Annotated in this window: 8 protein-coding genes; 6 read left to right on the top strand and 2 right to left on the bottom strand. The window is 68.3% G+C overall.

The features are described 5' to 3' along the window. Window positions 1-71: 71 nt before the first annotated feature. The 3 genes from TPAU_RS19970 to TPAU_RS19955 all read left to right on the top strand — a co-directional run bounded on the left by TPAU_RS19970 (window position 72) and on the right by TPAU_RS19955 (window position 4,111). Window positions 72-1,787, top strand: coding sequence for an FAD-binding dehydrogenase (locus tag TPAU_RS19970; RefSeq protein WP_013128556.1), 1,716 nt, complete (start codon window positions 72-74; stop codon window positions 1,785-1,787). Further along, the gene (locus tag TPAU_RS19965) at window positions 1,784-2,590 is read left to right on the top strand and encodes an SDR family oxidoreductase (RefSeq protein WP_013128555.1); all 807 of its coding nucleotides are present in this window, start codon (window positions 1,784-1,786) and stop codon (window positions 2,588-2,590) included. Before TPAU_RS19970 ends, TPAU_RS19965 begins: the two co-directional genes overlap by 4 nt. Window positions 2,591-2,944: 354 nt before the next feature. Then, the gene (locus TPAU_RS19955; protein WP_013128553.1) at window positions 2,945-4,111 is read left to right on the top strand and encodes a globin domain-containing protein; all 1,167 of its coding nucleotides are present in this window, start codon (window positions 2,945-2,947) and stop codon (window positions 4,109-4,111) included. On the opposite strand, the gene TPAU_RS19950 is transcribed toward TPAU_RS19955, so the two are convergent. After that, window positions 4,112-5,518 carry an aminotransferase-like domain-containing protein gene (locus TPAU_RS19950; protein WP_013128552.1) on the bottom strand — a complete coding sequence of 469 codons (1,407 nt, stop codon included), beginning with the start codon at window positions 5,516-5,518 and terminating at the stop codon, window positions 4,112-4,114. On the opposite strand from TPAU_RS19950, the gene TPAU_RS19945 reads away from it, so the two are divergent. Then, window positions 5,517-6,479, top strand: coding sequence for a DMT family transporter (locus TPAU_RS19945; RefSeq protein WP_049825906.1), 963 nt, complete (start codon window positions 5,517-5,519; stop codon window positions 6,477-6,479). The two genes, TPAU_RS19950 and TPAU_RS19945, sit on opposite strands and share 2 nt — an antisense overlap. Window positions 6,480-6,509: 30 nt before the next feature. Here TPAU_RS19945 and leuA read toward each other — a convergent pair whose 3' ends face one another. Then, window positions 6,510-8,378, bottom strand: a complete 1,869-nt coding sequence (leuA, locus tag TPAU_RS19940) for a 2-isopropylmalate synthase (RefSeq protein WP_013128550.1) — start codon at window positions 8,376-8,378, stop codon at window positions 6,510-6,512. Between the two features lie 551 nt (window positions 8,379-8,929). On the opposite strand from leuA, the gene TPAU_RS19935 reads away from it, so the two are divergent. Both TPAU_RS19935 and TPAU_RS19930 read left to right on the top strand, forming a co-directional pair. Continuing rightward, window positions 8,930-20,290 (top strand): non-ribosomal peptide synthetase, encoded by an 11,361-nt coding sequence (locus tag TPAU_RS19935; protein ID WP_013128549.1) that lies wholly within the window; start codon window positions 8,930-8,932, stop codon window positions 20,288-20,290. Beyond that, window positions 20,290-21,132: an ABC transporter permease gene (locus tag TPAU_RS19930; RefSeq protein WP_013128548.1), complete on the top strand. Its 843-nt coding sequence runs from the start codon at window positions 20,290-20,292 to the stop codon at window positions 21,130-21,132. Before TPAU_RS19935 ends, TPAU_RS19930 begins: the two co-directional genes overlap by 1 nt. The last annotated feature ends 45 nt before the right edge of the window (window positions 21,133-21,177 follow it).

Genomic DNA, 21,177 nt, shown 5'->3' with positions numbered 1-21,177 from the left:
GGCATCGGTGCGTGCCATGATACCGATAACTAGAACGTATAGTCTATTTATCGATCGAGAGGCGGTCCATGATGGAGGCGCAGCACACCGGCCCCGACGGATTCGATCCCGATGCGATCGTGGTGGGGGCCGGCCTCGCCGGCCTGGTCGCCGCGTACGAGCTGTCCCGGGCCGGCCGACGAGTGCTGATCCTCGACCAGGAGAACCGCAACAACCTCGGGGGCCAGGCCTTCTGGAGCCTCGGCGGCCTGTTCCTGGTCGATTCACCCGAGCAGCGCCGCCTCGGCATCAAGGACTCGAAGGAACTGGCACTGCAGGATTGGTTCGGCTCCGCCGGATTCGATCGCGACGATCAGGACCACTGGCCCAGGCAATGGGCCCGCGCGTACGTCGACTTCGCGACCCACCGCAAGCGGGACTACCTCCGCAGGCTGGGCCTCGGCTTCACCCCCGTGGTCGGGTGGGCCGAACGGGGCGGCGGCGCGGCCGATGGCCACGGCAACTCGGTGCCCCGCTTCCACCTCACCTGGGGCACCGGGCCCGAGGTGGTCCGCGTATTCCGCGAGCCCGTCGAGCGGGCCGAAGCGCACGGCCTCATCCGATTCGCCTTCCGGCACCGGGTGGACGAGCTGCTGCGCGAGGACGACGGTGCGGTGACCGGCGTGCGCGGTGCCCTCCTCGCCGAGACCGATCTGGAGCGCGGCGTCGCCTCGAACCGGGACGTGGTGGGTGATTTCGAGTACCGTGCCCCGGCGGTGCTGGTCACCTCCGGTGGCATCGGCCACAACTTCGACCTGATGAAGAAGTACTGGCCCACTGAGCGTCTCGGCGCTTTCCCGCAGCACATGATCGCCGGCGTCCCAGCGCATGTCGATGGCCGGATGCTGGACATCTCGGAAGCGGCCGGCGCGAACATCGTCAATCGGGACCGGGTCTGGGCCTACACCGAGGGCATCCACAACTGGGACCCGATCTGGCCGCAGCACGCCATCCGGATCATCCCGGGACCCTCGTCGCTGTGGTTCGACGCCAACGGCAACCGCTTCGCCGCGCCCAACTTCCCCGGCTTCGATACCAACTCGACGATGAAGGCGATCCTCGAGACCGGCTTCGACTACTCGTGGTTCGTGCTCACCGAGACCATCATCGAGAAGGAGTTCGCGCTCTCCGGTTCCGAGCAGAATCCCGACATCACCGAGAAGGACCTCAAGCTCGCCCTGGGACGGGTGAAATCCAAGGGCGCACCCGGCCCGGTCGAAGCCTTCAAGCAGCACGGCGAGGACTTCATCGTGGCCGACACGCTGGACGAACTGGTCGCCGGAATGAACCGGATCGGTCGCGGCGGGCATATCGACGTGGGGCGCTTGCGCGAGCAGATCGTGGCCCGCGATCGCGAGGTGGCCAACGGGTTCAGTAAGGACGCCCAGCTGCAGGCCGTGCACAATGCGCGGAATTACCTGGGCGACAAGGTGGTGCGCGTCGCCAAACCGCATCGGATTCTCGATCCCGAGCATGGACCGCTCATCGCCGTGCGACTGAACATCCTCTCCCGCAAGACCCTCGGTGGTCTTGAAACGGACCTTTCGGCCCGCGTTCTCGGTGCCGACGGTGCGCCCGTCCCCGGCCTGTACGCCGCGGGGGAGGTAGCGGGCTTCGGCGGCGGCGGAGTGCACGGCTACAACGCCTTGGAGGGCACCTTCCTCGGCGGGTGCATATTCTCGGGAATGACGGCCGGACGCGCCGCCGCCGCAGCGATCGGCGATCCGACGGAAGGACAGAAGGCATGAACGCACGCACCGCACTGGTGACCGGAGCATCGTCGGGTATCGGGTTGGAGGTAGCGAAACTGCTGGTGCAGAAGGGGTACCGAGTCATCGGCACCAGTCGGAACCCGGACACCATCGCCGCCGACAAGCGACTGCCGGGTGTCGAATACTTGGCGCTCGATCTGGCCGACCGCGATTCGGTCGCCGCCTGCGCACAGGCTGCGGGCGATGTCGACATCGTGGTGAACAACGCCGGTGAGAGTCAGTCCGGTCCGCTGGAGGAATTGCCCGCCGATGCGGTCGATCGCCTGTTCCAGACCAATGTCTTCGGCGCCGTTCAGCTGACTCAGCCGCTGCTCCCGGGAATGCGTGAGCGCGGCTACGGCAGGGTGATCATGGTGGGCTCCATGCTCGCAAGCTTTCCGCTCGCGTTCCGCGGCTCCTACGTAGCCGCGAAGGCCGCGCTGAAGGGCTTCGCCTGCGCCGCACGCCAAGAACTGTCCCCATTCGGTGTGTGGGTCACCACCGTGGAGCCGGGATCGATCGCCACCGGTATCGGCGAGCGCCGCACCAAGTACGTTGCAGACGATTCGGTGTATCGCAGCGATTTCGACACCATGATCGACAATCTCGACCGTAATGAGCGGGCCGGCATCACCCCGAAGCAGGTGGCCGAGGTGATCGTCAACGCGATCGAGGCCGATCCGCCCCGTGAGTTCTACGCCGTCGGCAGCAACGCTCCGTTGGTCTTCCTGCTCAAGCGATTGGTACCGGTCGAGGTGGTCTCGAAGATCGTCGCCAAGCGGCACGGATTGCAGCGGTAGTCCTGTGCTGGTCCTCATCGAGTCGTCAGGCGCGTACTTAAGCTGCCTCGTATGTCGCGGCACTCGATTCCGGCAGCGCGAGATCCTGATGAACACAACCGGTGCCACGATGTTCGGATTCGACTGGGCCAATAAGTCCGCCGACGGTGCGATCTGTGCCGCATGCGGTTTTGTCCATACGTTCATGGGACCGGGCCACCGGTGGGTGGATCCGGGATCGGTCCCCGCGACGCGGGTGCCTCCGGAGTTTCTGTAGGCACGTCCCGGTTGCGGCGGGACAGGTGACCCTGGTGCGCAGCTCGTCTACTACGTAGCGTCGTAGACGTATCGTCCCCGGCCCGAAGGACCAACGTCATGCTCACCGCAGCGCACCGCGCCGTCATTCGCGACACCCTGTCCGCCGTGGGCGGTGCGATCGACACGATCACACCGAACTTCTACCGTCGCCTGTTCACCGCCCATCCGGAACTGGAACGTGATCTGTTCAATCGCGGTAATCAGGCGGTCGGTGCGCAACAACGCTCACTGGCGGCGTCGATCGCCATGTACGCCACCGCAGTCATCGATGACTCGGTCGATGCATCGTCGTTGCTCGAACGGGTCGCGAACAAGCATGCTTCGCTCGGTGTGGCACCGGAGCAGTATCCGGTGGTGTACGAGCACCTGTTCGCGGCCATCGCCGAGGTGCTCGGCGAGGCCGTGACCGCGGAGGTGGCTCAGGCGTGGACCGCGTTGTACTGGCAGCTGGCCGAGGAACTGATCGCCCTCGAAGCCGGACTGTATCGCCGTGCCGGGGTCGCGCCGGAGTCGGTGTGGCGCACGGTCGAGGTGGCCGAGCGCCGGCAGGAATCGCCGCATACCGTGGCCTTCGTCCTGGCCGACCCCGACGGCTTTCCTCTCCCTGAATTCGCGCCCGGACAATATATCTCGGTAGCAGTGCCACTTCCGGACGGAGCCCGTCAGGTTCGGCAGTACAGCCTTTCCGGGGCGGGTACCGGTCGCTGGCGGATCGGGGTTCGACGAGACGGAGAGGTCTCGACGCACCTGCACGAGTACGCCTTCGAGGGGACGCGGTTGTCAGTGTCGCCTCCCTTCGGCGACATCGTGCTCGACAGCGATCCTTCGGTACCGCTGGTGCTCGCCTCCGCGGGAATCGGCATCACGCCCGTGCTCGGCATGCTGTACCACCTCGCCGAGGAGGGGCAGGGGCGGTGCGTCACGGTGGCGCACGCCGACCGCACGCGGGCGACACACGCGCACCGCACCGAACTGTCCGAGCTGGTGCAGCGGATTCCCGGTGCCACGTTGCACGTCTGGTACGACGGCCTTCCCGATCGGTATCCGCTCTCTGACGGTGAGCACCGCGGACGCATCGACGTCTCGGCGCTGACCGTTGAGCCCGATACCCACGCCTACCTGTGCGGTCCGATGCCGTTCATGACGGGGCTCGCAGACCAGTTGGAACGACGAGGATTACCGCGCGAGCAGGTGTGGTTCGAAGCGTTCACTCCCACGGTGTGATCACCGGGTGAGGGCGGCCCCCAGGATCTTCGCCGCCTCCTCGAACCGGGAGGGCTCAGGTCCGGCGTACGCCAGCCGCAGATGATTCCCCGTGGGTTCGGCGGGGAACCATTCGTCGCCGGAACCCACGATGAGCCCGTTCCGCCGGCACTCGTCCACGAGAGCAGCCAGGTCCACGTCGTCGGGCAGTCGTGCCCAGAGGGCGAGCCCGCCGCGTGGCACCCGGTTCACCGTGACCGACGGTGCGTGGTCGCGGAGGGAGCGCAGCAAGAGGTCTCGGCGCTCGCCGAGTTGTCGCCCTAGCCGCCGGACATGAGTGCGCCACGCAGGCTGCGTGATCACATCGAGTGCCACGGTTTGCAGAACGCCGCTCGTGTACATCGCGTCGGCCTGGATATCGGCCAGGATCCGGTCGCGGGCAGGGCCTCGCGCGATGATCGCCGCCACCCTGACCGCCGGCGCTACCGATTTGCTCAGCGACCGGATGTACACGACATGACCGGAATCATCGCGGGCGGCCAGCGGCGTCGGCTCCGCGTCGATCCCGAAATCCCGGGCGTAGTCGTCCTCGATGAGGAATGCCCCGGCGGCGCGTACCGCGTCCAGGATGCGTTCCGACCGTTCGGTACTCCACACCGCGCCGGTCGGGCTGGCGAAGGCGGGCTGCGCGTAGAAGGCGCGAGCCCCGGTCTCGGCGAGGATGCGCTCGACCACGTCGGGGTCAGGGCCGTCGGGTCCGCTGGGAACCGGAATCACGTCGACAGCGGCGCTCTCGGCCGCCAAGATGGCGCCCCAATAGGTGGGCGACTCCATCAGGAGCGGCCGGCCCGCGCCGACGAGGGCGCGGAAGGCTGTGAGGAGGCCGCCCTGGCTGCCGGGAGTCACCACCACGTCACGGGCCACCGCGGGCGCCGCTCGGGCGGGTGTGAGCGACTGCAATTCGGTGGCGAACCAGGAGCGCAATCCGTCGATCCCCGCGCTGGGCGTGCGATCGAGCAAGGCCTCATTGCGCGCCGCTCGGGCGAAGGCAGTACGCACGAGTCGTTCGGGTAGCAGTTCGCGAGCGGGGTATCCCGACTGAAGGGCGATGGCGTCGCCGTCGTTCGGCCGGAGCGCGGTGGGCGTACCAGGTGTGCGCCGCCCCTGTACGCCGAGTGCCGCGGTCTGCCAACCGAAATCGACAGGCCGGGTAGCTCGCTCTCTGCGCACGAAAGTTCCTACACCGGGTCGAGATTCGATCAGTCCTTGCGCGCTGAGTGTACGCAGGGCGCGCTGCACCGTGACGGGACTGACCTGGTGTGCCGTCACCAGGCTTCGGGTGGACGGGAGCTGTGCACCGGGCGGTGCCGACTCGATCCAGGTGCGAAGCGTCGTCGCCAAGCGGCCGTCGCTGCTATCGTTGGACATGAGTCAACAGGATAGCGCTACTCTCATCGGGTACCGACCGATACCGCCGTCGCCAGCGTCCGGCGGGCTGCTGTGGGGCCTGGTCGGCGTGATCGCCTTCTCCTTCTCGATCCCGCTCACCCGCGTCGCGGTCGCAGGCGGCGGGCTTCCGCCGCTGTTCGTCGGGGCCGGTCGCGCCGTGGTGGCGGCGGCCCTCGCCGGCTTCGCCCTGATCATCACCCGGCAGGCCCTGCCGCGCGGCACGCAATGGATCAGGGTCGCGCTGGTGGCCTCGGGGGTGGTGATCGGCTTTCCGGTGCTCACCTCGTTCGCCCTCACCTCGGCCACGGCCTCGCACGGCGCCGTGGTGATCGCATTGCTCCCTGTGGCGACGGCCGTGGTCGCGGTCCGGCGGGGCGGTGAGCGCCCACCTCTGCGCTTCTGGCTAGCGGCTGTAGCAGGAGCGCTGGCCGCGGTCGCCTTCGCGGTGATACAGGGCGGCGGGATCGGCTCGCTCCAACTGTCTGACCTGCTGCTCTTCGGTGCCGTCGTGGCCGCGGCCGTCGGCTACGCGGAAGGGGGCTTGTTGTCGCGGGAACTCGGTGCCTGGCAGACGATTTCGTGGGCCTTGATCGTCGCTTTCCCGGTGATGCTGGTACTCACGGCATGCAGCGCCCGGGGCGGGCTGCACTCGACTGCGAACGGTTGGCTGGCCTTCGTCTACCTCGGCGTAGTGAGCATGTACCTCGGCTTCTTCGCCTGGTATCGGGGCCTCGCGATCGGCCCCATGACCACCGTCAGCCAGGTCCAGCTGGCACAACCCGTCTTCGGGATCGCCTGGGCGGCTCTGCTTCTAGGCGAGCACATCGGCTGGTCCACGATCATCGGCGGCTTGGCCGTGATCGCTTGTGCCGTCCTCGCTGTCCGCACCCGTACTGTTCGCCCGACGTCGGCGCGAACGCGGGCAACCCGCGATGGGTGAGAGTGACATCCTCACCCATCGCGGAGCACCTTACGGAGCCCAGGTCCGCGTCGACGCCTCTCCGACGGCTTCCTGGCTCGCTCGTACGCTGCCGTGCGCGCGGTTGACCGCGGAGACCACGGCGCGCAGAGAGGCCGTGGTGATCGACGGTGCGATGCCCACGCCCCACACGGTGCGATCCTCGTCGCCCACACGCACGATGGCCTCGACATAGGCAGCGGCCTGCGCGTCGTCACCGGCCGACAGGGCGTGCTCGCTGTAGTCGAGCACCCGCACATCGAAGCCCACGGTGCCGATGGCGTCGACGAAGGCCGCGAGCGGGCCGTTGCCCTCGCCCGAGATCTCCTGCTCCTTGCCTTCGACCTTGACCACTGCCTCGATACGGTCAACAGCTCCGTCGATCTCCGAGGCGGTGACCTTCTGGCGCATGCGCTCGAGCGGCAGGATCGGATCGATGTACTCGCCGGCGAACACATCCCACATCTCCTTGGGCGTCACCTCGCCGCCCTCGCCATCGGTGATCTTCTGCACCGACTGACTGAACTCGATCTGCAGGCGGCGGGGCAACGCCAGGCCGTGGTCGGACTTCATGATGTAGGCGACACCGCCCTTGCCGGACTGGCTGTTGACGCGGATCACGGCTTCGTAGGAGCGACCCACATCCTTCGGGTCGATCGGCAGGTAGGGGACCTGCCACAGGATGTCGTCGACGTCCTTGTCGGCCTCGTCGGCGTCGATCTTCATCTGATCGAGGCCCTTGTTGATCGCGTCCTGATGGCTACCGGAGAACGCGGTGTACACCAGATCGCCGCCGTACGGGTGCCGCTCGGGTACCGGCAACTGATTGCAGTACTCGACGGTGCGGCGGATCTCGTCGATGTCGGCGAAATTGATCTGCGGATCGATGCCCCGGCTGAACATGTTCAGCCCCAGGGTCACCAGGCAGACGTTGCCGGTGCGCTCACCGTTGCCGAACAGACAGCCCTCGATGCGGTCGGCGCCGGCCAGGTAGCCGAGCTCGGCAGCCGCCACGCCCTCGCCGCGGTCGTTGTGCGGGTGCAGCGACAGGATCACCGAATCGCGTCGATCCAGGTTGCGGCTCATCCACTCGATGGAATCGGCGTACACGTTCGGGGTCGCCATCTCGACGGTGGCGGGTAGGTTCAGGATCATCGGGTTCTCCGGTGTGGGAGCGATGATCTCGGTGACCGCGTCGCAGACCTCCTTGGCGAAGGAGAGCTCGGTCCCGGTGTACGACTCGGGGGAGTACTGGTAGCGCCAGGCGGTGTCGGGGTACTTCTTCTGTTCCTCCAGCACCTTGTGGGCGGCGTCGGTGGCGATCTTCTTGATCGCAGCCTTATCGGCGCGGAAGACCACGCGGCGTTGCAACACCGAGGTGGAGTTGTAGAAGTGCACGATCACGTTCTTCGCGCCCTGGCACGCCTCGAAGGTGCGCTCGATCAGTTCATCACGGCACTGCACCAATACCTGGATGGTGACGTCGTCGGGGATCGCACCGTCTTCGATGATCTCGCGGACGAAGTCGAAGTCGGTCTGGCTGGCAGAGGGGAAGCCGACCTCGATCTCCTTGTAGCCCATACGAACCAGGAGGTCGAACATGCGCCGCTTGCGGGCGGGACTCATGGGATCGATCAGCGCCTGGTTGCCGTCGCGCAGGTCCACGGCGCACCACAGGGGCGCGGTGTCGGCGACGTTGTCGGGCCAGGTGCGATCAGGCAGGGAGATCTGTTCGACCTCGTCGGCGAACGGGCGGTACCGGTGGTTCGGCATGGCCGAGGAACGCTGGGGGTTCCACGCGGGCTGCCCGGGGTTGCGCGGGCCGGCCGGAGTGGAGATCTTCGATACGCCGGAGGTGTAGGAATCGGCTGCAGGGCTCATGGGTCGAGGCTACTTTCTGGTGACTCCCCGGGGATCAGGGGGAGGAGTCCGGCGCGATGCCGGGAGGAACTCGACCGGCGCAGCCGCTGCACGGCTCAACCCGCGACGGGGAGCCGGTCTGGATCAGGCCCCGCCGCGGCAACCGAGGAGGAGGGTCCGCTGCACGGTGTCACCATAACGCACCGTTGATCGGCGGGTGGTGCCGGTGCTCGGATCGCAGGTACGAAGCGGCGATGACGCGCCGATGAAGAGTCGGTGACAACGACTGTGATCTAGAACATGATCTACCGGCGGTACGCGATTTCGAGGCGGCGATATTCGCGATCTCAATCAATTGGTGCGCCCGAATCGACCGAATTTGCGGGAGAAACGCCAGGCCACTTATCTAGAACTAAACTTTGTCAAACTACACGCCTAGTGACCAGGCGGGTTCCGCACAACGCGCGATGAAAGTAACCACGGTTTTGAATGTTGCGAATCCGCCGCACCGCTCCCTACACTGCTTGCGATTGCAAGCTTGAGGTTTTGCGACGCGACAATAGGAGAGCTTGGTGGAGCACGCGGTGCACTCCCTGACCGGGGCCCAATACGGGATGTGGCTGAGCCAGCAGATGTCGCCGGACGTCTCCTACGCCGTCGCCCAGTACGTGGACTTCGAGGGTGCGCTCGACGTCGAGAAGATGCGTGCCGCCACCCGTGCCGCCAGTGACGAGTTCGTCTCGCCCTACGTCCGCATCGACGTCGACGACTCCGGCGCTCCGGTACAGCGCATCGACCGCAGCATCGATGCCGGCGCCGAGGTGATCGACATCGGCCTCGCCGACCTGCCCGAGGAGGAGCGGGTCGCGGCCGCCGTCGAGTGGATGCGTGCCGAATACGCACGGCCGCTCGATCTGGCCGCGGACGCGCTGATCGTCAACCGGCTCATCGAAGTCTCCGAGGATCGCTGGTTCTGGTACGCCCGGGCCCACCACGCCGTGATCGACGGGTACGGAGCCTCCACTCTGCAGCGTCGCGTCGCCGAGCTGTACACCGCGCTGGTCACCGGTGAGGACGCACCCGCACTCAAGCCGAAGCCGCTGGCCCCCGAGGGCTTCGTCGCCGCCGAGGAGAAGTACTTCCAGTCCGCCCGCGCCGAGGGGGATGCCCAGTACTGGTCCGGAATCGTCCCCACCCTCCCGGAGGCCGCCGGGCTCGGCCGCCGAATCTCGGGCCCATCGCCTCTGAACCTGCGTCATAACGGTGAGTCCAGCCACGAGATGGGCGCTCGCCTCGATGCCGGAGCCGAGCGGCTCGGGACCAATCGGTCGGGTCTGGTCATCGCCGCGTTCGGCGCGTACGTCGCCGCGATCGCGGGCCGTGACGAGCTGTCGATCGCGGTGCCGGTCGCCGCCCGCACCACCGCCGTGCTGCGCGGATCGACGGGCATGACCGCGAACGTGCTACCGGTCCCGGTTCGGGTCGGCAAGGGCGCCACCGTGTCCGACGTGGTCGATGGCACCGGTCTGGACCTGCGCAACGGCCTCCGCCACCAGCTGTACCCGGCGGCCCGCATGGAGGCACCCACGCTCCGTGAGGGCGTGGTCGGTTCGACGTTCGGCGACACCATCAACATCATGATGTTCTCGACCGCCATCACCTTGGGCGAGACCGAGGGCAAACTCAATCTGCTCACCTCCGGACCCGCGGAGGATGTCGCGGCCACCGTCTACGAATCCGAGCAGGGCGCCGTCCGGATCGACATGGAGGCGAACCCTGCGACCTACACCGCGCAGGAGCTCGCCGCCCACCACGCCCGGTTCATGGAGTACCTGGACCGGTTCGCCGCCGCGGCCGGCCAGACCCCGCTGTCCGAACTCGACGTGGCGACCGATGCCGAGCGCGCCGACTGGATGCGGCTGGCCGGTGCCGTGGACGGCGCCCCCGCAGCCGCCGGACCCTCGGTTCCGATGCCCGAGTTGCTCCGCCGCGCCGCCGCGGCCGAGCCGGCCCGGGTGGCGGTCGTGGACGGTGACCGCAGCATCACCTATGCCGAACTCGACCAGTACAGCGACCGGCTCGCCCGCCACCTGATCTCCATCGGCGCGAGACCCGAAGAGCGCGTGGCCCTGCGTATCCCGCGCTCGCTGGAGTCCGTCATCGCGGTGTGGGCGGTGACCAAGACCGGGGCGGCGTTCGTGCCGATCGATCCCAAGCTGCCCGCGGAGCGAGCCGAGCACATCAGCGAGGCGGCGGCACCGGTCGCTACCCTGACGCCGGCCGATCTGGCGCGCGTATGGGGGCCCGGTGCCCATGCCGACACCGGTGGCTCGGACTGGCCCGACATCGCGCTGGACACACCGGCGTACGTGATCTTCACCTCCGGCTCCACCGGCCGCCCCAAGGGCGTCAGCGTCACCCACAGCGGGCTCTCCAGTCTGGCAGCCGAGCTGGTCCGCTCGCACGGCCTGCCCGACGGTGCGCGGGTCATGCACTTCGTCTCTCCCGGTTTCGACGCCTCCGTTCTCGAACTGCTCATGGCCGTGGACAGTCGCTCCACCCTCGTGGTGGTGCCGCCGGACGTCTACGGCGGCGACGAGCTCACCGAGGTGCTCGCACGGGAGAAGGTCAACGGTGGCTTCATCACCCCCGCCGCGGTCGCGACTCTGGATCCGGCCGATCTGCCCGAGCTCACGTCGCTCGGAGTGGGCGGCGATACGGTGCCGCAGGCCCTGGTCGACGCGTGGGCGCCCGGTCGCACCCTGGTCAACGTGTACGGTCCGACCGAGACCACCATCGCGGTCACCCTCGGCGAACTGGCCGCCGGCGAACCGGTCCGACTCGGCGGCCCGATTCCCGGGACCCGGCTGTACGTGCTGGATTCCTCCCTGCGTCCGACGGCGACCGGCGTCGCCGGCGAGCTGTACATCTCCGGCCCCGGCATAGCCCGCGGCTACCATGGCAATCCGGTGCTCACCGCCGAACGATTCGTGGCGAATCCGTTCGAGGGCGACGGCGTCCGCATGTACCGCACCGGCGACGTGGTGCGCTGGACCGAATCCGGGACGCTGGAATTCCTGGGCCGCATCGATTCCCAGGTCAAGCTCCGCGGCTTCCGCATCGAACTCGGTGAGATCGACGCCGCGGTGATGCGGGTGGGCGGCACCGAGCGCGCGATCACCGTGGTGCACGGCGACGACACCGCCACCGCCGAACTCGTCAGCTATGTCACCGGTACCGCACCCGCGGCGACCATCACTGCGGCGATCTCGGATGAACTCCCGGCCTACATGGTCCCGGCGCACATCATCGTGCTCGACGAGTTCCCGCTCACCGTGAACGGCAAGGTCGACTACAAGAGGCTGCCGCAGCCGGAGCGCAATATCGCCGCCGTCACGGCCGGCCGGGTGCCGAAGACCGACGCCGAGAAGCTGGTGGCCGAGGCCTTCGCCGAGGTGATCCCCGGAGTCGACAAGGACAAGCTCAACGTCACCACGACACTGTTCGACCTCGGTGGCAACTCGCTGTCCGCCACCCGCATCGCGGCGCGCATCGGCTCCGCCACGGGCAATCGGGTCAGCGTGGCCACCGTCTTCGCGCACCCGACGGTGGAGGGGCTCGCGGCTGCGATCGGTGGCGCCCCCGCGCCCGCGCCGGAGCCCGAGGACATCATCCACGCCGATCCGACCACCGAGGACCGTGCCGAAGAGGCCGCCGACCTGCTCCCGGCGCAGCATCAGATGTGGGTACGTAACCGGGTGAGTCCCGATGGCTCGTACCACATCCCGGTCGCTCTGCACCTGCGCGGCGATGTCGACGTCTCAGCGATGCGCGCGGCACTCGGCGACGTGGTGGCCCGGCACACTCCGCTGCGGACGGTGTACCGCAACGGTCCTACCGCCGGCGAACCCGAGGTCCAGGTGCTGCCCGCCGGGCCCAACCTGGTGCCCTTCACCGAGCGCGAGGTGACCGAGGCCGATCTCACCGCGGCGTCCGTCAAATACGCCGGTGAGCCTTTCGATCTGGCCGCCGATGTGCCGATTCGTGCACGCCTCTACAAGGTGGACGCCAAGCATCAGGTGCTGGTGCTCGTGATCCACCACATCGCCGCCGACGGCTGGTCGATGATGCCGCTCGCCGGCGATCTCGCTTCCGCCTACGCGGTGCGCACGCAGGGCAAGACACCGCGCTTCGCACCGCTCCCGCGCACCTACACCGAGCACGCTCGCTCCTACAAACGACGGCTCACCGGCGCCCCGCGCGAGACCCTCGACGCCTTCTGGGCGCAGACCCTCGCCGGGTTGCCCGCCGAATCGGTCCCGCCCGCCGCGGTGCCGCGTTCCGGCGGCGTGGTCTCCGGCGCCAGGTCGATCGGCACCCGCGTCGCGCCCGAGGTCTGGGCCGGTGTCGCCGGACTCGCCCGCGCGCACGTGACCACCCCGTTCATCGTGGTCCACGCGGCACTCGCCGCCGCGATCACGCGCCTGTCCGGCCAGGAGGACCTGGTGATCGGTACTGCGGTCGCGGGCCGCGGCGAGGCGGAACTCGACGGCCTCGTCGGCATGTTCGTCAACTCGATCCCGCTGCGTACTCGGACCCCGCAGAACGCCACGTTCTCCCAGCACTTGGGGGAGGTCAGCCGCGGCGACCTTGCGGCGTTGGATCATTCGGACCTGCCGTTCGAGTCGGTGCTCGAACTGGTCGACCCGCCGCGCGCCGCCGGACGACACCCGATCTTCCAGGTGATGCTCAACCAGCGGCCGTTCGACGCCCAGCACTTCCCTATGGCCGGTATCGACGTCGAGGTGGCACCGGTCGACGTCCCGATCGCACGCTTCGACCTCGAGGTCACGCTCGCCGGTGATGGCACCATCGAGCTGCGCTACGCCTCGGAGCTGTACCGGGCCGAGCAGGCCGAGTCGATCCTCGACGCGCTCGTCTCGGTGCTGCACGCCGTCGGCCGCGACCCCGAGCTGACCATCGCCGAGTTGCCCGTGATGTCCGAGTCCCGGCTCGCGGAGCTGACCCCGGTCCGCGGGGTCGAGGCGGACTTCCGCACGCCGCTCGGGCAGCTCATGCGCGAGGCTGCGCGGACCTTCTCCGATCGTCCTGCGGTGATCGACGGCGATCGCACCCTGACCTACCGTGAGCTGTACTCGCAGGCCCGCACCGTGGCCGCGGCGGTGGTGGCTGCCGGGTCACGCCCGGGCGAGGCGGTGCTCACCGACCTACCGCGGTCCGCCGATTCGGTGATCGCCTTCTGGGGCATCGCCCTGGCCGGTGCGGCGGTGGCACCGGTGGATCCCAAGTACCCCAAGGAGCGTCGCGACTACATCGCCGACGACATCCGCGCCCGGGTCGGCGTCACCGCCTCCGGCGGCGCACCGGGCCTGTCCTGGGTTGCGATGGATCGCCTGGACGAGCACGGCCCGGGCTACGACCCGCAGATCGTGCCCGGCCTCGACGACGCCGCCTACGTGATCTACACGTCCGGCTCCACCGGGCAGCCCAAGGGCACCGTGGTCACCCACCGCGGCCTGGAGAACTTCGCCGAGGAACTGCACGTGCGGTTGCAGACCGGCACCGGTACCCGCGTGATGGCCTTCGCCTCCACCGCCTTCGACGCCACCGTGCTCGAGCACCTGCTGGCCCTGCGTGTGGGTGCGCCGCTGGTGATCGTGCCGCCCGCTATCACCGGCGGCCGGGAACTGGAACGGATCATCGCCGACAACGGCGTGACTCACGGCTTCCTCACGCCCTCCACGCTGGCGACACTCGCACCCGAGGCGGTGCCCGAGTGGACCCACGTACTCTCCGGCGGAGAGGCGATCAACCCCGGCCTCGCCGCGAAGTGGAGTGCGGGCCGCCGCCTGCACAACGGATACGGCCCCACCGAGACCACCATCATGACCGCCATCTCGGACGCATTGTCCGGTGACGGGCGCGTTCCGATCGGGCCGCCCGTGCGTGGACAGGGCCTGCTGGTGCTCGACGAGCTGCTGCGGCCCGTGCCCGTCGGCATGCCGGGAGAGCTGTACGTCGCGGGCCCGCAATTGGCCCGCGGCTACCACCGCCGCCCCGAACTCACCGCATCGCGGTTCGTGGCCAATCCGTACGGCGCGCCCGGAAGCCGGATGTACCGTACCGGCGACGTGGTTCGATGGTCCCGTTCGGAATCCGGAGAACTGGTCGTGGAGTTTGTGGGCCGCAACGATTTCCAGGTCAAGATTCGCGGCATTCGGATCGAGCTGGGCGAAATCGATTCGACCATCGGCACGATGCCCGGTGTCGACTTCGTGACGACTCAGGTGCTGCCCGGCCCCGACGGCGAGTCGGCCCTCGTCGCCTACGTCAAGGGCGGGAACATCGACCCCGCCGCGGTGCGAGCGTACGTGCGTACTCGGCTGCCGGCCTTCATGGTGCCTGCGGCAGTGATGATGATCGACGCGGTGCCCATGGGCAGCACCGGCAAGCTCGACAAGAGCGCGCTGCCGGAGCCGCGGTTCGGCGGAACCGGCGATGCCGCGGCGACGCCCACCACCCCGGGCGAGAGCCGTGTGGTCGCGGCCTTCCGGAAGGTGCTCAGTAATGAGCACATCGGGGTCGAGGACGACTTCTTCGACCTGGGCGGCAACTCGCTGTCCGCCAACGAGCTGGTCGGCCTGCTGGGCAACGGGATCGAAGTGCGGACCGTCTTCGACCTGCGCACCCCGTCGGCCATCGCAGCGGCGCTGACCGGCGACCCGGACTCGATCATCCAGCTATCCGCGCTGGAAGACCAGGGTCTGCGCCGCGTGCAGCGCGGCGACCGTATGCCGCTCTCATCCGCCCAGGAGCGGATGTGGTTGCAGAACAAGATCGATCCGGGCCCCACCTACAACATCGGCGCGGCCTTCTTCGCGGCTCGCCCGGTGGACAAGCGGATTCTCGACGAGGCGCTGCGCGATGTACTCGCGCGCCACGAGAGCCTGCGCACCCGTTACCCGTCGGGCGTCGAAGGCCCGTATCAGGAGATCCTGGCCGCGGACGACCCCGTGGTCCGCTCCTTCTCGGCGGAGCAGGGCACCGCCGCGTCCACCGTGAGTAATCAGCGCGATGCCATCGCCGAGTTCGTGGCGCGCCCCTTCGTGCTCAACCGCGATCTTCCGATCCGATTGCTCACCGCGCCCACCGGTATCGGTTCGATCCTGTCGATCGCGGTGCACCACATCGCCGCCGACGGCGCGTCCGTCGTGCCGCTGACTCGCGACCTGATGGCCGCCTACCTCGCGCGCACCGCGGGCACAGCCCCACAGTGGGAGGAGCTCCCGCTGCAGTACGCCGATTATGCGGTGTGGCAGCGCGGGCAGGCCGATAAGGACGCCGGAGCGGTCGACTACTTCGCCGAGCGCCTGCGCGGCATTCCCGAGGAGTCCAGCTTCCCCGCCGACGGACCACGCCCGACCGTCGGATCGACCGATGCCGGCGAGGTCGCCGTGGTGCTCCCGTCCGCGCAGCGGGATGCGCTGGCGGAGTTCGCCGGACGCCGTGGCGTATCGGTGTTCATGGTGCTGCACGCCGCACTCGTCGCGCTGCTGCACCGAGTCAACGGCTCCGACGACGTGGTCGTGGGCACACCGGTGATCGGCCGCACCGACCGCCGGCTCCGTGATGTGGTCGGCATGTTCGTCAACACCGTGGCGCTGCGCACCGCGGTCAAGAGCGAGGAACCGTTCAGCGCACTGGTGGACCGCATCCGCGGCGGCGACCTGGACGATCTGGTCCACGCCACCGCGCCGTTCGAGCGCGTGATCGAGGCGGTGGCGCCGCCTCGCAGCCGTGACCGGCATCCGCTGTTCCAGGTGGTGCTGAGCCACCAGAATCTCGGAGATCCGCTCAGCGTGATCAGCACCGACGGTGCGGGGATGTTCGACCTGGAGCCGCTCGATCTGGCGGCGGCCACCACCACCTTCGACGCCACCTTCGAGGTGCGCGAAGTGGAGGAGGGCCTCCGGCTCAACCTGCGCTACCGCACGGACCTGTACACCCACGGCACCGCCGAGGGCATCGTCAAGCGACTGGCCCGGTTGATGACCGAGGGCATCGCATCGCCGGGCACCCCGGTGGCCGACCTGCCGGTACTCCTGCCGGAGGAGGAAGAGGCCTTCCTGCGGGCGAGCAGCTCCGTCGAACCGCACACCATGGCCGACATCCTGGCCCGCGCCGTGCGGCAGCGTCCGGGAGATCCGGCCCTGCGCGACGGGGTCGTCCGGTACACCTACTCCGAACTCGACTCCGCTGTGACCGCACTGGCGAACCGCCTGGCAGGGCTCGGCGTGGGGTCGGGAACCCGCGTGGCCGTGTCGATCCCGCGGTCCGCCGCCTCCGTCGTCGCGTTCTGGGCGGTGGCGCGTATCGGCGCGGTGTACGTGCCCATCGACCCGAGCTACCCGGCCGAGCGGATCAGGTACATCCTCGACGACGCGAAGCCTTCGATGGGACTGACCGTCCGTGAGGTGGTGGGTGAGCTGCCGAAGGAGATCGACTGGGTGCTGGTGGATCCCGGTGCCTCCCGCGTGCAGCGTCCCCCCGTCGAGGTCGACCCGGTGCACGTCGATGACCCCGCCTACGTCATCTACACCTCCGGTTCGACCGGCCGCCCCAAGGGCGTCGTGGTGCCGCACCGCGGCCTGGCCGCCATGGCCGATACGCTGGTGCGCCAGCACGCCGTGGGCAACGGTGCGCGGGTACTCCATTTCGCTTCCCCGAGCTTCGACGCATCGATCCTCGAGCTCCTGCTCGCGACCTGGTCGCGCGCCGAACTGGTGATCGCGCCGACGACGCTCTACGGCGGCTCCGATCTGGGCGATTTCCTGGCCGAGAACGAGGTGACGCACGCGTTCATCACCCCGGCGGCCCTGGCGACGATTCCCGATCGGGACCTGCCGCTCCTCGAAGCGCTCAGCGTGGGCGGCGATGTGCTGCAATCCGAACTGGCCCGCCGCTGGTCCGACGGACGCATCTTGATCAATGCCTACGGCCCCACCGAGGTGACGATCGCCGCGACCATGGGCCCCGTGGACGCCGAGAACGTGAGCATCGGCAGTGCCGTCACCGATGCCCAGCTGATGATCTGCGACGAACGGCTCAACCTGGTGCCCCCGGGCGCTGTCGGCGAGCTGTACGTCGCCGGACCGGGTGTGGCACACGGGTACCTCGATCGCCCTGAGTTGACGGCCTCGCGGTTCGTGGCCAACCCGTACAGCGACGCCGAGGGCTACAAGCGCATGTACCGCACCGGCGACTTGGTGCGCTGGCGCGCGTCGGACTCGGGCGAGCCCGTGCTGGAGTTCGTGGGCCGCAGCGACGATCAGCTCAAGGTGCGCGGCTTCCGCGTGGAGCCGGGCGAGGTCGCCACCGCCGTCGAGAGCCATCCGTCGGTCCGGCAGGCGGTCGTGGTCGTCGATCGTGGCGACGGTTCGCTGCACGCACAGGCAGCGGCCAGACTGGTGGCCTATTACGTCGCCGACGGCGTGCTGCCGGCCGAGCAGGTCCGCGCACACATCACCGATCGTCTCCCGCGGCACATGATCCCGTCCGTGCTGGTGCAGATCGACCGGGTACCCGTGACGGCGCACGGTAAGACCGACCTCAAGGCCCTGCCTCCGGTCGTGTCCGAACCGGTGAAGGTCGTCGAGTCCGAGGTCGACACGCCGGTCGAGCCCGCCGGACCGGTGCAGTTCGTCGCGCCGACGGTGCCTCAGGTGGTGGAACCGCCGCGGGCCCCGCGGGTGACGGCGCCCGCCCGGCCCGCAGTACCTACGGCGCCGCGTGGGATCACCGCGCCGGTGCGTCAGGATTCGGCGGACACCTCCCTCCCGGCGGCTTCGGCCCATATGGAAAGCGCAGTCGCAGAAGTACTCTCCGATGTGCTCGGCGTTCCCTCGCTCGGGCTCGACGATGACTTCTTCACCGTCGGTGGCACCTCCCTGCAGGCGGCGATCGCCGTCGACCGGCTGCGCGAGCGGTTCGGGGCGGAGGAGGCCAGTATCCGCTGGTTCTTCGAGGATGCCACCGTGCGAGCGCTGGCAGCGCGGATCGCGGGTAACCCCGGAGCCGCCCCGACCACGGCCGTGATCACCGGTGTGGCAGCGGATTCCGATACCGCCATCACCGATCCGATCTTGCCGCTGCGCGCCGGAACCCCGGGCATCGACCCGTTGTACTGCGTGCACCCGGCGGTCGGGCTCGCCTGGAATTACTTGGGACTCAGTGCCGAGCTCGACCCGAGCATTCCGATCATCGGGCTGCAGGCACCCGGTATCTCGCATCCGATGCCGCCCGCCGATTCGATCAAGGAACTGGCCCGCAACTATGTTCGGTCGATCCGGGCCACCCGCCCGCACGGTCCCTACAACCTGCTGGGCTGGAGCCTGGGTGGCCTGATCGCGCACGAGATGGCGGTGGAGCTGCGGGGCCTGGGTGAGAAGGTCAACCTCGCACTGATGGACGCCTACCCGCTCAGCGAGTACCGCGGACCGCGCGAGGAGATGACGATCGCCAGCCTGCTGCGCGAGTTCGTCGGGCTCGATATCGACGACGGCACCGAGATCAGCACCGACGAGGCGCTCGACCTTCTGGCCGGCGCGGGTGGTCCGGCACGGGAGCTGTCCCGCGGCCAGATGGAACGGCTGTATTCGAACTACCGGCACAACGTCTCGCTCGGCTACTCGCACGTGCCGCGCGAATACGACGGCAACATCCTCGTCTTCCGTGCCACGCACCAACCCACGGGCGGACTGATTCCGCAGTTGTGGCGGCCTTACGTGACCGGTTTGGTGCAGGTCCACGACATCGAGGCCACGCACAACCAGCTCGGTTCGGCGCCCGCCATCGACGAGGTCGCGCGGACCATGAACGTCTTCCTGACCGGCAATTACACGCCGGCGGCGAAGGCGAACGCCGCGTCGTTCGACGATCTGGAGCCGCTGGTCAGCGTGCGCGGCCTGGCCCGCACGTACGGCCGCGGGAAGAACGTGGTGCACGCGCTGGACGGAGTCGACCTGGATATCGCGCCCGGCAGCGTGCACGCGCTTCTCGGTCCGAACGGTGCCGGTAAGACCACCACCGTGAAGATCATCGCGACTCTGCTCGAGCCCACCGCGGGTTCGGTCACCATCGATGGCGTCGACGCACTCGCCGACCCGCGGAAAGCGCGCTCGATCATCGGTCTGTCGGGCCAGTACTCCGCGGTCGACGAGAACCTGACCGGTCGCGAGAACCTCGAGATGTTCGCGCGGCTCTACGGATTCGACAAGGCCTCGGCGAAGGCACGAGCGAATGAATTGCTCTCGCAGTTCCGCCTCACTCAGGCCGCGGACCGGCGCTCGGGTACCTACTCCGGTGGCATGCGGCGCCGGCTCGACTTGGCGGGCGCGATCATCGCGCGCCCCCGCCTGGTGGTGCTCGACGAGCCGACGACGGGTTTGGATCCGCGCAGCCGCAAGGACGTCTGGGACGTGATCGCGCGACTGAGCAAGGAAGATGGAATCGCGGTGCTCCTCACCACGCAGTACCTCGATGAGGCAGAACTGCTCGCCGACCTGGTCACCATCATCGACCAGGGCAAGATCATCCGCAGCGGCACGGTGCCCGAGCTCAAGGCCGCCGCGGCCGCCGATCTCATCCAGATCGGCCTGCGCGAACGCGACCGCGCGACGGCGTGGCCCATCCTCGCCCGGCACGCCATCGACGGCACCGCCGTCCGCGAGGCCTCCGGTCTGTGTGCGATCCGGGTGGCCGATGGCCAGCAGAAGATCGTGGCGGTCCTCGGCGATCTCCGCGACGTGGGCGTGATCGCGGACAGCGCGATGGTGCGCGAAGCGACCTTGGACGATGTCTTCTTCGCGCTCACCGGCGAGGACGCGACTCAGACCATCGAGGAGAAGAACTGATGACCGCGACGATCACCTTCCCGCAGGAGCGGGCATCGTCGTTCCCGGGCTTCCTGAGCGACTGCGCTGTGATGACGCGGCGCAATCTCACCACCCTGGTGCGCATTCCGCAGTTGCTGCTCTCGGCCACCGTGCAGCCGATCATGTTCGTGGTGCTGTTCAGCTACGTCTTCGGCTCCGCACTCGGCGGTGACGTGGGCAGCGGTGTCTACCGCGAGTTCCTGCTCGGCGGCATTCTGGTGCAGACGGTGGCCTTCAGTGCGGCGCCCACCGCCATCGGCGTGGCCTCGGACATGAAGAACGGCATCATCGATCGGTTCTGTTCGCTGCCCATGTCGCGCCTATCGATCCTGGTGGGCCGCACCGTGTCCGATCTCCTGGTCAACGTGATCAGCGTGGCCGTGATGCTGGGAGTGGGGTTGCTGGTGGGGTGGCGGATGCGGGGCAGCTGGCTCGATGCCGCGCTCTCGCTGGCGGTCCTGCTGCTCTTCGGTTTCGCGATGTCCTGGCTGGGCGCGCTCATCGGTTTGCTGGTGTCGACTCCCGAGTCGGCGCAGGCCGCCCTGATGATCGTCATGTTCCCGTTCGCGTTCATCTCCTCGGCCTTCATCTCGGCCGGTGAGCTCCCCGAGCCGTTGCGCACGATCGCCGCGTGGAACCCCGTGACCGCCATGGCGCATTCGCTGCGCGAGGCCTTCGGCAATCCGCTCAGTCCCACGCCCGCGCTGAACGATCCGATCAACTGGGCCTCCGAGCACGCCACGGCGTACGCGGCGCTGAGTTCCGTGGCGATGATCGCGATCCTCGTCCCCCTTGCGGCCATTGCGTACATGCGCCGCTGACCGCACCACACCGACCGACATCACCATCCGTCCGAAAGAAGGAGT

It is taken from the genome of Tsukamurella paurometabola DSM 20162 (genome assembly GCF_000092225.1).
Taxonomy (GTDB): Bacteria; Actinomycetota; Actinomycetes; order Mycobacteriales; family Mycobacteriaceae; genus Tsukamurella; species Tsukamurella paurometabola.
This window is presented reverse-complemented; position numbering and strand designations above follow the sequence as displayed.

Coding starts and splice junctions, on each gene's coding strand:
- TPAU_RS19970 (WP_013128556.1), top strand. CDS start 72: ATGGAGGCGCAGCACACCGGCCCCGACGGATTCGATCCCGATGCGATC.
- TPAU_RS19965 (WP_013128555.1), top strand. CDS start 1,784: ATGAACGCACGCACCGCACTGGTGACCGGAGCATCGTCGGGTATCGGG.
- TPAU_RS19955 (WP_013128553.1), top strand. CDS start 2,945: ATGCTCACCGCAGCGCACCGCGCCGTCATTCGCGACACCCTGTCCGCC.
- TPAU_RS19945 (WP_049825906.1), top strand. CDS start 5,517: ATGAGTCAACAGGATAGCGCTACTCTCATCGGGTACCGACCGATACCG.
- TPAU_RS19950 (WP_013128552.1), bottom strand. CDS start 5,518: ATGTCCAACGATAGCAGCGACGGCCGCTTGGCGACGACGCTTCGCACC.
- leuA (WP_013128550.1), bottom strand. CDS start 8,378: ATGAGCCCTGCAGCCGATTCCTACACCTCCGGCGTATCGAAGATCTCC.
- TPAU_RS19930 (WP_013128548.1), top strand. CDS start 20,290: ATGACCGCGACGATCACCTTCCCGCAGGAGCGGGCATCGTCGTTCCCG.